Origin of the sequence: Dapis purpurea BLCC-M126, from assembly GCF_050015975.1 — a bacterium.
Lineage (GTDB): Bacteria > Cyanobacteriota > Cyanobacteriia > Cyanobacteriales > Microcoleaceae > Trichodesmium.
Genome location: NZ_JBNHER010000154.1, coordinates 1 through 11,732 on the forward strand (window position 1 = coordinate 1; position 11,732 = coordinate 11,732).

The 11,732-nt window shown below is 37.3% G+C and carries 7 protein-coding genes; 3 read left to right on the forward strand and 4 right to left on the reverse strand.

Translation table 11 applies throughout. The annotated features are described in order from the left end of the window. Window positions 1-70 precede the first annotated feature (70 nt). Window positions 71-700, reverse strand: coding sequence for a hypothetical protein (locus tag ACP6PL_RS13995; protein ID WP_426545873.1), 630 nt, complete (start codon window positions 698-700; stop codon window positions 71-73). Window positions 701-781: 81 nt separating this feature from the next. Here ACP6PL_RS13995 and ACP6PL_RS14000 point away from each other — a divergent pair, with 81 nt between their 5' ends. Then, window positions 782-1,456: a DUF2301 domain-containing membrane protein gene (locus ACP6PL_RS14000; protein ID WP_426545874.1), complete on the forward strand. Its 675-nt coding sequence runs from the start codon at window positions 782-784 to the stop codon at window positions 1,454-1,456. Window positions 1,457-1,834: 378 nt separating this feature from the next. Beyond that, the gene (locus tag ACP6PL_RS14005) at window positions 1,835-2,518 is read left to right on the forward strand and encodes a YdcF family protein (RefSeq protein ID WP_426545875.1); all 684 of its coding nucleotides are present in this window, start codon (window positions 1,835-1,837) and stop codon (window positions 2,516-2,518) included. 264 nt (window positions 2,519-2,782) lie between these two features. Here the strand turns inward: ACP6PL_RS14005 and ACP6PL_RS14010 are convergent, their stop codons facing one another. From ACP6PL_RS14010 to ACP6PL_RS14020, 3 genes are all read right to left on the reverse strand, one after another. Further along, on the reverse strand, window positions 2,783-3,421 hold the full coding sequence (locus ACP6PL_RS14010) for a PEP-CTERM sorting domain-containing protein (protein WP_426545876.1): 639 nt from the start codon (window positions 3,419-3,421) through the stop codon (window positions 2,783-2,785). Between the two features lie 388 nt (window positions 3,422-3,809). Then, window positions 3,810-4,922 carry an RNA-guided endonuclease InsQ/TnpB family protein gene (locus tag ACP6PL_RS14015; RefSeq protein WP_426545877.1) on the reverse strand — a complete coding sequence of 371 codons (1,113 nt, stop codon included), beginning with the start codon at window positions 4,920-4,922 and terminating at the stop codon, window positions 3,810-3,812. 709 nt (window positions 4,923-5,631) lie between these two features. Next, entirely contained in the window at window positions 5,632-6,594 is a 963-nt protein-coding gene (locus ACP6PL_RS14020) for an aldo/keto reductase (RefSeq protein WP_426545879.1), read from the reverse strand. 461 nt (window positions 6,595-7,055) lie between these two features. Between ACP6PL_RS14020 and ACP6PL_RS14025 the strand changes: the two genes are divergently transcribed. Then, window positions 7,056-11,732, forward strand: a 4,677-nt coding sequence (locus ACP6PL_RS14025; RefSeq protein ID WP_426545878.1) for a choice-of-anchor Q domain-containing protein, incomplete at its 3' end; no start/stop codon positions are given.

The window sequence follows — 11,732 nt, forward strand, 5'->3', positions numbered from 1 at the left end:
GTTTTAACCAGAGGTAATTATCAATTATCCATTATCAATTATCAATTAATGAATTCTTCCCTCTTCCTTCTCATTCACAATAGCTAAAAAACCACATGGAATAATCTTCTAATAATTCACCATTAATAGAATCTTCTACAACCGTTTCTAAATCAGCTAGTGGCAATGTAAACTTTCGATTATCTGTAGTGCGTTCCAATACAGCTAAAATTCCATGTTCGAGATCTAATTTATTATCTAATTTTAAAAGATTAAATTTATCTGTATAAGATGGTTGTGTCTTTTTTAGTTTTTGATATTCTTTTTTAGTTCCTGGACCAATTGTATAATGTTCTTCCCATTCAAATTCTTCCATACCTGTAACTAAACAAGGAATTGTCAGATTTTGCTTCAGATATTTTAAATACTTTTTTAAATTAGTCAGATTAACTTCTAAATTTGTACTGCCGAAAATTTCCTCTAATTTTTGTTCAAAAACTTCCCAATGAATTTGTTCTGCTTCATCTTCTCCTTCTATACCTTGAAAAGCACCTATCTGCTGTAAAAAATTTTCAATAGGTACAGTTATTGTCAGATTTTCTCCACCATTCACTTTAGCAGTTTTCGCTGATACAATAGTCTCATCAATTTCAATTGGTTGAAGGTTTCTGGTATCAGGTTGAGACTTATTTTTATTTTGTCGTTGATTAGATTTTGGCATGAAGTTCTCCCCTTATCCAGGTTTATGATTAAAGAATATATAGAATAAAAAAATTCGGTTAATCTATCTTACGAGTAAACTATGACACAAATACTACAATCTCCAGAACCAATAGTTTATCAAGGACAGTTCGGAGATTTTACCATAACTAAAAGCGATCGCCTTGGTGTAATTATTTACCGTACTGGCTTAATGATAGCTGCCCTTAGTTTTGCATTAGGCAGTGTCCTAGTCTTATGGCAAGGTGAAAATCCAACCGTTATTCAAACACTTACGCCCCTAATTGGCTGTTTTTGCCTGGCTTTAGGTATAAGTTTGGCCACTATTCATATTTATATGGCCACTTTACACCGAATACTCCAGCTATTTTGGCTAATAGGGGCCATTGCTACGATAATCTTAGCAATTAACAGTAGTCAGCCTCTTGCTCTAATAGTTTACAACAATCCAGTCACTATTTTTGGCGTAGGTTTTACCTTTGCTGCTTTGACTGGTATTTATTTTAAAGAAGCTTTTTGCTTTAATCGTTTGGAAACTAAATTTCTCACACCTTTAGTGCCCTTTTTACTCCTGTCTCATCTAGTTGGTTTTCTATCAATTGAAATGAAAGAATTTTTATTAGGAATTTGGGCGTTCCTATTTATGATTTTTGCTATCCGAAAGGCATTTCAAGCAATACCTCCAGATATTGGAGATAAGAGTGTTTTTGAATATTTACATCAACAAAAAAATCTGGAAAAAGCTTCTAATGGCTAGATAAAATCAAATCCGGTAGCATTGGTGTAGAGGGTGGGAAACCCACCCCTAACCCCTCCAGGGATGGGAATAGGAAGATAAGCCAGTATATTTGGTAATGGCGCTCAGATTCAGATCGAACATTTTTGATACCGAATTAAGCGGATTTGATATAATCGGTAGAGTGGGCAAATATTACTTGATTAAAGATTAATATCTATTACTAAAAATTTGCCCACTATACTACTTCAAAAAATTGAAATTGACCATTTTTTCATTTGCCTATTACCTCTTGTCTTTAATATGGGAGTTGCCAGGGCGGTTAAAAGATTTTCCCACTCTCAAATTTACTTCGTGCTGCGAATTTAACTTCTGACTTCTGATTTTAGCTATATGTGAATGTCACTCGAAAATAACGAACAAAACGACTTCAAAAATAATCTATTACAATGGCAGCAAAAATTAACTTCAATAATTCAGTTATGGATATTAATTATAGGATTAATTATTTTTCTAATTGTGATGTGCTGCTGGAATATTTACTCATTTTTAGCAGTAACCTCTCGTATAGAAGCTGATTTACTAATAGTTGAAGGTTGGATGTCAGACTATGCAGTAAAATCGGCGATCGCAGAATTTGATCGTGGTGCTTATCAAAAATTAATTACCACAGGTACGCCCATAGGTAAGGGATTTTATCTATCAGAATATGATAACTTTGCCGAACTAACAGCAGCAACTTTGATTATTTGGGGTGTCGATCCAGATCGAGTGGTTCCTATACCAACTCCTCAAGTTAGCAAGTATCGTACTACTGCTTCTGCTATGGCAGTGAAAGAATGGCTAGAAACTTCTAATCTCAAAGTAAACTCTATCAATATCTATTCTTTAGGGCCCCACGCTCGTCGTAGCTGGATGATTTATCGGAATGTTTTTAGTCCAGATATTCAGGTAGGTGTGATTGCTCTTGAACCCAAAGGCTATAACCCTCACAAATGGTGGCAGTCAAGTGCAGGTATGCGGACTGTTATTGGAGAAGCGATTGCTTATTTTTATACCCGCTTCATTGACTGGAAATCCTGATTAAGATCATGTTTTCCACAGAAAAGCTTGCCCCCCTAATTATACTGGGGGACAAGTATAACAGTTTATGGAAACACTTGAAAAAGAGGCTTTGCTGAATAAATGTATGATATTTAGAAGTCACGAGTCAGGAAATAGAAAGAAGTTTTTTTCCAAACCAAAAGTGAGAACTAGATATAATTTGCACTTAATTAATGACTCTTACCAATCTGAGGAGCGGAGTTTCTTTCATACCTAAAATCAGCAACGCCCACAAAAATAATTTTATTGTTGTTTACGCTTGCTCAGAGAACTAATAGCTAATGCCCCAATTGCTAATAAACTTAATGTAGTAGAGCTTTCAGGAACACGTTCTCTTTGCCCTTCCATATTTACAGCTATAGCATTGATATCAAAACCGTCACGACCTTCTAAATCTTCTGACATATCTACTAATCTGACATATTGATATAAGTTGTTGTTACCAATATCTAGAGTAGCTCCCCCTATATAAGCTTCATCAGCAATATTCTCGATCGTACCAATACTCAACCAATTTTGTAAGTCATTTCCCACGAATACTTCTACTTTTTCATCATAGTCACTTTGAGAACTATACTTTCCCAAAGTAGTCTCCCAAACTTTTACCTCTTCAGAAAACATCCCACCAAAACTAAATACAGCTTCTCCTCCAACACCAAGGGCAAGAAAATTGTTATTAGCATTAGCTTCAGGTGCGCCAAGTGCATTATTTACGTTAGTTCGAGTAGCAATTTGACCTGCATTGTCGTATTGAAACTCGCCTTTATCATAAAACTCTACTGTTTCTGCATAAGTGAAACTAGCTGCATGGGTGGAATTTCCAGAAATCACTACTCCGATAGAAATAGGAAGTGCTATAGCTGCTTTGATTGCGTTGTTCATAATTACTTACCTCTACTGTTATCAACAAATTAGTAGATACAAGCTTTGAATAGCTACCCTAATACATTACCTTTGACAGTTCTTTTTATGCTCTATTGCATTTGACAGTTACCAATTTAGTTGCAATCAAAGCTTAAAGACATCGGCTATTGTACTGATCTTTGATCTAGGCCAATATACGATAAACACGATAAAATGCGTAGATTACTATTTATTGCTTAAAAATCAATAATATCAATGTAGTAAAGTGCCGTTCTACTAAACTTACCCAAACTTACCCATGAATGATTGCATGAGTTTTGGAGCTAGCTTCCTGTTTCAGTGAAGACCACTGACCGCAGTCTGTAACTTATCTTCTCCACAGGCTTAAAATCGGTGGGAACTCCACCTACTGATGTGCATAATTTTCTAGGTTGACAGCAGCATTAAAGTCTCTGTCAGTTTGAAATCCACAGTTAGCACAATTATAAGTTCTCTCATGTAAAGGCATTTTCTGTTGATGCCCACAATGAGAACATATTTGAGAACTTGGGTAAAATCTATCTGCTATTACTAACTCACTGCCATACCACTCACACTTGTATATAAGTTGACGCTTAAACTCATAAAAGCCACAATCTGCTATCGCGCTTGCTAGTTTATGGTTTTTGAGCATTCCACTTACATTCAAATCTTCTATCACTATGGTGCTGTGGTTTTTAGCTAACCAGGTTGTCAGTTTATGTAGTGCATCTGCTCTGATATCTGCTACTTTTTTATGAATCATTGCTAGTTTTTTGATGGCTTTGGCTCTGTTTTTCGACGCTGGCTCTTTTTTGTTGACACGACGTTGATAACGAGTTAGTCGTTTTTTGGCTTGCTTATAGGCTTTTTTGTTAGCAAATTTGGTTCCATCACTACAAGTTGCTAGAGTATTGATTCCCACATCTACACCAATGATATCTCGTTCTTTGGCAGTAGGAGTTGGCCTGTCATCGTATTTAAAACTTATGTACCAATTATTTGCCCGTTTAGATATTCTCACATTTCTGACTGGTACGGAAGGTAAGATTTCATAAGTTTTTACTATTCCTATTCTTGGTAGTTTGATATAGTTTCCTTGGATAATTTTAATACTTCCATCTAAATAGAAACTGTCTTTTTTACCCTTTTTCTTAAACTTCGGAAATCCACATTTAGGAATAGTCAAAAAGTTTTTAAATGCCCTCTCTAAGTCTCTTAATGCTTGTTGAGGAGCACATTTAGATACTTCATAGTACCAAGGATTAATTGATTTCACTTCAGCTACTAAACGTTTATGTAAAGTGATAGCACTAGGCCGTTTTTGGGTTTCTTCATACTCAGTGATGCAAGTTGCTAATCCCCAGTTATAGGCGTGTCTGGATACACCAGCGTGTTTAGTTAGTATGGTTTTTTGTTGATTGTTAACTTTTAATTTAGTCTTGATTGATTGCATTTGAACTGGTAAGTCACCTCTTTTAACAGTTAACAAATTAGACATAATTTTAGTATATCACAGTAAATGTCTAATTATATTTAACTTTGTACAATTATTTTAATACTGTTGATAGCCCCTAAATGCATCTCCAAAACCATTAATATATAGGTGTAGTGGAGTGTTTCAACTAAAATAGTGCGTTATAATTGTCATTGCGTTTCGGCTGTCGCCGACATGTTTGCGGAGCAGTCCGTCAGGATAAAGCGCAGCTTTGCGATAGCAAACGATAGTGTTTCGGCTAAGAGCCGACATGAATGCGGAGCAGTCCGTCAGGATAGCAATCTCCAAACACTTTTCTAATGCACAGTTTTAGCTGTGTAGATCTAGTAATGGCGTGAAACACCTAAAATGTTGCAATAGTAGGGGCGGGTTTCCCCGTTAAATTAATTAGTTAATTAGTTTTCACATTTGATTAGATAAACCCGCCCCCAATGATATAACGCACTATTTTAGATGAAACAGTCCAGTAGAGTAAGTTAGACAGCTTACAATCACTCGCTATCAGTATATTTAACAATCTGTCGTAACACGCTACTGATATCAAATACGCATGATTAGTTATTGTAAGTCATTGGGACTGAAACGAAGTAGAAAGAAGCAACATCAGGGGTTTTAGAGATTGCTTCCCTTTGGTTGCAATGAGGATTTTCAACTGTTGTGTATGAAGATCTGTCATTCCATTACTGATAGATTTACCATTGCTGACAACTTATTAAAAATCCCACATAACAGGGCGATCGTCTAAATGATCGGTAACTATCTGCCCAATAGCATCAATTTCTGCTACCTCATCTGAGGATAATTTAACATCCCCAGCTTTAGCATTAGCAGTTGCTTGTTCTGCATTTCGTGCTCCAACGATAGCATTGGTCTGGGGTTGGGCAATCAACCAGGTGATCGCTAGTTGAGCCATACTGCATTCTTTCCTTTCAGCAATGGGGCGCAGTTTTTCTATAGCTGTTTGTACTCGTTCGTAGTTTTCTTTAATGTAAAATAATCTATTTTTAGCACGGTGATCGCCTTCAGCAAATTTGTGGTCTGGTCCAAATTTACCTGTTAATAATCCCTGTGCTAAGGAAGAATAAGCAATAATAGAAATCTTGTTTTCAACACAGTAAGGCATTTCGGATTTTTCTATTTTTCGCCAGAATAAAGAATAGGGTGGTTGTAAACTATCAATTTGACCATATTGAGCTGCTTCTGCCATTTGTTCGCTTGTGAAATTAGAAACACCAATTGCTCTAATTTTACCCTCTTCTTTCAGTTTATTTAGAGCATTCATTGTTTCTTCAATTGGTACAATTTCACTATTAAATGCACCAGATGGCCAATGAATTTGATAGAGGTCAATATAATCAGTATTGAGATTTTTCAGAGAGCGATCGCAAGCCTCTATTACTTGGTCATATTTCATATGATTAGCAAAAACTTTAGTTGCTAAAACCACTTGTTCTCGGACATCTCCCAATGCTTGAGCCACGATTCTTTCTGAGTAACCTTCTCCATAAACTTCAGCAGTATCAATTGTAGTAATACCTGCATCAAAAGCAGCTCTAATTCCTTTAATAACCTCAGAATCTTCAATATCTGCCCATCCACGTTTTCCTGCTTGCCATGTCCCCATAATGATTGGGCTAATTTTAATTTCGGATGTGCCTAATGTGCGCTTTTCCATCATAGTCTCCTCATTATTTTGACTACAAATACAGCTATAACATATCGTGCATAAAGTCAAGACAAATAATCTATCTCTAAATATTAATGATGTTTTTATTTATAGATATTATTTGACTTTTCAGTATATTTATTGAGTCCCAAAAACATACTTAAGTAATTACAGATTGACTATGTTTTTAAAATATGAAAAATCAGTAATTTTACGGTAGCAATTTAACTGAACATTATATATTATTTTGAGAAAAGCTTGCTGGTTTAGCCAGAAAAAAGTTAGGTTAAATAAGGGTTAAAGCGAACCAATTAACTATCATAGTAAGTAGCTAGGCATAATTAAATAGAAAATGCTTTGTGCTATAAAGTATAAATTCTAATTATACTAGCAAAAATTGTGATAGGAATCAAAAAATTAAGAAAATTATAAGAATTATCTAGGCAAAATAAGCAGGAAATTATTATTTTATGGCAACTTTTCATGTAACCAATTTCATGGATGACGGAGATGGCAGCCTACGTGATGCTATTGAGAAGGCTAATGCAACACTGGATGCTGATACTATTACCTTTGATAGTTCCCTCACCGGACAGACTATAGGACTAACCAGTGGAGAATTGTTCATCACCAATCCTCTCACCATCAATGGATTGGGTGCAAATCTGCTGACAGTGGATGCACAAAATAACGGCTTCCGAGTATTTAATATAGATAATGATAGCGATGATTTTATTAATGTATTCATAAATGGCTTGACTATTACAGGAGGTAATCCCATAGGTGGTGGGGGAGGAATTTTTACCTCAGAAAATCTAACAGTTCAAGACAGTATTATCTCCGGTAACACCTCAACTGGCATCCAGGGGCAATATGACATACACAAATCTATTGATGGTGGCGGAATCAATAGTCACGGTGGTTATTTACAAATTATCAACAGCCAGATTATTAACAATGAAGCCATTGGGCAATTAACTGATGGAGAATTCTCCGAGCTTATTGAAGGTGGCCACGATCTTGGTGACGATCCTGATGGTGGTGGTGTGTCTATCAACAATGGTAAGCTCAAAATTGTCGATAGTACTATTTCAGACAATAAAGTTAGTGGTGGTTTGAGTGATGGTGGTGGAGTTTACGGCTGGTATAGTGAAATAACGGTGATTAATTCTACTATCTCTAGCAATATTATTGAAGGAACTGCCTTTGGTAGTGGTGGAGGTATTTATAATCGCCATGGCAACACAACAGTCGAATACTCAACCATTGCCGATAATTCGACATACATGACGGATGATTTTGGCTCTGGTGATGGGGGCGGTATTTTTAGTCGCAATGGGGATCTAGAAGTTCTCAATTCAACTGTATCTGGTAATTCTGCCTATGGCAAAGATAAAACTGATGGTGGCGGAATTTACAGTAAAAATGGCAATTTAACAGTTGTTAACTCGACTATTTATGATAACAGTACTGCTGGTAATCATGCTGATGGTGGAGGTATTTTTAGTAGTAATGGAACGGCAACTATTACCAATGCTACAATTTCTCATAATTCTGCTGATAGGCGTGGGGATGGCTTATATAGTAAGGGAACAACAAACCTCAGCAATACTATCATTGCCAACAGCATAAATGGTGACGATGCCTACCTTAGTGGTAATATCAACACTAATGTTAACAACCTGATTGAGGATGGTAGTTATAATCCATCTCTATCAGGCGATCCAGGCTTGGGAATTCTACAAGACAATGGCGGACCGACTGAAACCCAAGCCCTGCTCGCAAATAGCCCTGCTATTGATGCAGGTAATACTAACGAAAATAACGATCAACGAGGTGCTTTACGAGATAGCAACCCTGATATTGGTGCTGTTGAATTTGGAGGAATCATCGCAATGACACAAGAATCTAATGATACTTTATTACGAGCTATTTCCACTGGACTAACTATTCGCAACGATGGTACTTTTACCTATTCTGGTGAAATTGGCGATAACCCTAACGTAGATCCTGAACAAGATGTTGATTTGTTTAAGTTCGATTTAGGTATAGGCGATCGCCTCCGCTTACCAGAATTTATAGATCTGTTAGATGAAAACGGCAATGATACTAATGTAGATGCACAAGTACAAGTGTTTGATTCTACAGGAAGTCCGATTTCTCCCCCAGTGTTCAACTCTTCCGATCCTGGCTACGTTACTTACGAAGTTGACGAAGCAGGTACTTTCTATGTTGGTATTAGCGGTAGTGGTAATAGTAGTTATGACCCCAACATAGAAGGTAGTGGTAGTTCAGGAACTCCAGGAAAGTATGACTTGACCATTGAAACTATTGGTCGTGAAATGGGAGGTACTCAAAGTAAGCTGTATTTTAGTCGAGATGCTGCTGTTAACGATGAAGGTTTGTACATTCTGGATACAAGCACAGGTAATCCTACTCTTGTTGGTACTAACGGAGATACTGGTGCGAATGTTGGTCTAGCTCCAAGCGATACCTCAAGTTTTCTTTATGGCAGCGAACCCTACAATTTATTAAAAATCAATGCTGATGGCAGCGTTGCTAATTCAATTGGTAGTGAAAATTTTTATACTAATGGACTCGCCTACGACACTACTAACAATATTCTCTATGGAACAGATGGTGGAATTTTCTATACTGTCAATCAAAGTACAGGCAATTCTATTTCTGAACTTGATTCGCCTCCTGTATCTTTGTCAGGATTAGCCTTTGGTAATGGTGGAGTGTATGGTTTAGGTGGAAGCCAAGATTTGCTGTTTTACGACCCCAATACTGATCAATGGTCTGTTATTGGAGATACTGGAATATCATCATGGCAAGATGCAGGATTAGCTTTTGATGCTGAAAAAAATGTATTGTATGCTAAACGGGATGGCGATACCTTACTTTACGAGATAGATGTATCAACAGCACAAACTACAAGTATTGGCGATACAGAAATTTTAGAAGGTGGTGGTTTAGCATTAGTAAGTGATGATGCCTACGAAGAACCAAATGATACTATACAACGAGCAACCCACACAGGATTAACCCAGAAAAATCACGGTACTTTCAGCTATTTTGGTGAAATCGGTGATAATACTAATCTAAGGCGAGAAGATGATGTAGACTTCTTTAAATTTGAATTAGGGTTGGGAGAAAGAGTTCGTATACCACGAAATATAGAATTATCAGATGAAAATGGCAATTTTACTACCAATGCAGAAGTACAACTATTTGATGAAACAGGACAGAGATTTCCGACGACTCTTAAGTTCCTAACTGATGCTGATAACTACAAAATTTACGAAGCTAACGAAGCAGGTACTTTCTATGTTGGCATTAGCGGTAATGGCAATAGTGGTTATGATCCCAACACAGAAGGCAGTGGTTCGGGTAATGAAGCAGGTAACTACGGGTTAACTATTGAAACTATTGGTCGCGACACGGGAAGAGTCAATGGAAGCGATCGCTTGTTTGCTGTCAAGAATGATCCTTCCTCTCAAATAATTGAGTTAAACCCTGAAACAGGAGCAGAAATTAATAGTTTCTCAGCCCCCGAAACATTTTCATCAGGACCTCAAGGTTTAGCTTTTGACGGTAACAGTTTGTTCTTTGTTAACGATAACGGTTTCAGTACAGAGCTATGGGAACTAGACCCAGATACAGGCTCAGTTCGTGACAATGACTCCATTTCAGTCTCTGGTGAATTTGCTGGTTTAGCTGTTCTTGATGGAAAAGTCTATATATCAGATCACCAAAACAGAGATATCATTGAGTTCGATCCTGTTAGCGACTCTGTTACCAACGTCTTAGATATTGACGGAATTAACGGCATCACGCCATTTTTCCTTGGACTGGCGGGAATTACAGAACCAAATGCCTTACTGGTAAGTGATGGCAATTCATCACAAATTTTTGAAATTAATCCGATAACGGGTGTAATTACTAATTCTTTTACTCTTGATGACCCTAACTCTGGTGATGGAGTTGCTATTATTGATAATGATATTTATGTTGGGAACTTCTCGTCGCCTGAGATTGATGTATTTGATCGCTCTGGTACATTCCAACGCACTATCAACTTAAATTATCCCGTTTCTGCACTGTCAGGTGACGATATAGCTTCAACTACATTTGAAGAATCCAATGATACTCTAGTACGAGCAACTCACACCGGACTCACCCTCACTAACCCAGGTACATACACATATTCTGGTAAAATTGGTGACAACACTAATCTATTGCGAGAGGATGATGTAGATTTATTTAAGTTTGACTTGGATGCAGGAGAAACAATTCGTTTACCTTCAAACATAGAGATATTTGAGGATGATGGTAGTTTTGTTAGTCTTGTTGGTAATGCTGAAATACAACTGTTTGATTCTACAGGAAACTCTATATCATTATCTTCCGATCCAGACCCTAACTATGTTTCCTATCAAGCAGTGGAAATAGGTACTTTCTATGTTGGTATTAGTGGTAGTGGAAATACTAATTATGACCCCAACATAGAAGGTAGTGGTAGTGGCTTTGGTTCTGCAGCAGGCAACTATGACTTAACTATTGAAACTACAGGTTCTCGAAGTGGAGACGAACCCAACGATACTTTAGTCGAAGCAACAGATACAGGTTTAACCCTAACCAACCAAGACACCTATACCTTCAGCGGTGAAATAGGAGATAACACCAATATTCTGCAAGACGAAGACGTAGACCTGTTTAAATTTGACTTGGATATCGGGGAAACAGTCAACTTTAACTTGCCTGGATTATTCGATGAAAATAACAACCCAGCAGGTCAGGCAACAGTACGACTGTTTGACTCCACAGGTCAAGAGATGCAATGGGACCAAGGAATAACTCCAGATACAGCTAGTTTCTTTACTCCCATAGCAGGTACGTTCTATTTGGGCATTAGTGCTGATGGCAATAGCATTTACAACCCCGACACAGAAGGTAGCGGTTTTGGTTCCTTCTTCGGTACTTATGACTTAACTATTGAAACCATCGGTCGGACTATGGGGAATGAGGAACCTAATGACATCATAAGAGAAGCCACCGATACAGGTTTAACCCTAACCAACCAAGGCACCTATACCTTCAGCGGTGAAATAGGAGATAACACCAATATTCTGCAAGACGAAGAC

Coding starts and splice junctions, on each gene's coding strand:
- ACP6PL_RS13995 (WP_426545873.1), bottom strand. CDS start 700: ATGCCAAAATCTAATCAACGACAAAATAAAAATAAGTCTCAACCTGAT.
- ACP6PL_RS14000 (WP_426545874.1), top strand. CDS start 782: ATGACACAAATACTACAATCTCCAGAACCAATAGTTTATCAAGGACAG.
- ACP6PL_RS14005 (WP_426545875.1), top strand. CDS start 1,835: ATGTCACTCGAAAATAACGAACAAAACGACTTCAAAAATAATCTATTA.
- ACP6PL_RS14010 (WP_426545876.1), bottom strand. CDS start 3,421: ATGAACAACGCAATCAAAGCAGCTATAGCACTTCCTATTTCTATCGGA.
- ACP6PL_RS14015 (WP_426545877.1), bottom strand. CDS start 4,922: ATGTCTAATTTGTTAACTGTTAAAAGAGGTGACTTACCAGTTCAAATG.
- ACP6PL_RS14020 (WP_426545879.1), bottom strand. CDS start 6,594: ATGGAAAAGCGCACATTAGGCACATCCGAAATTAAAATTAGCCCAATC.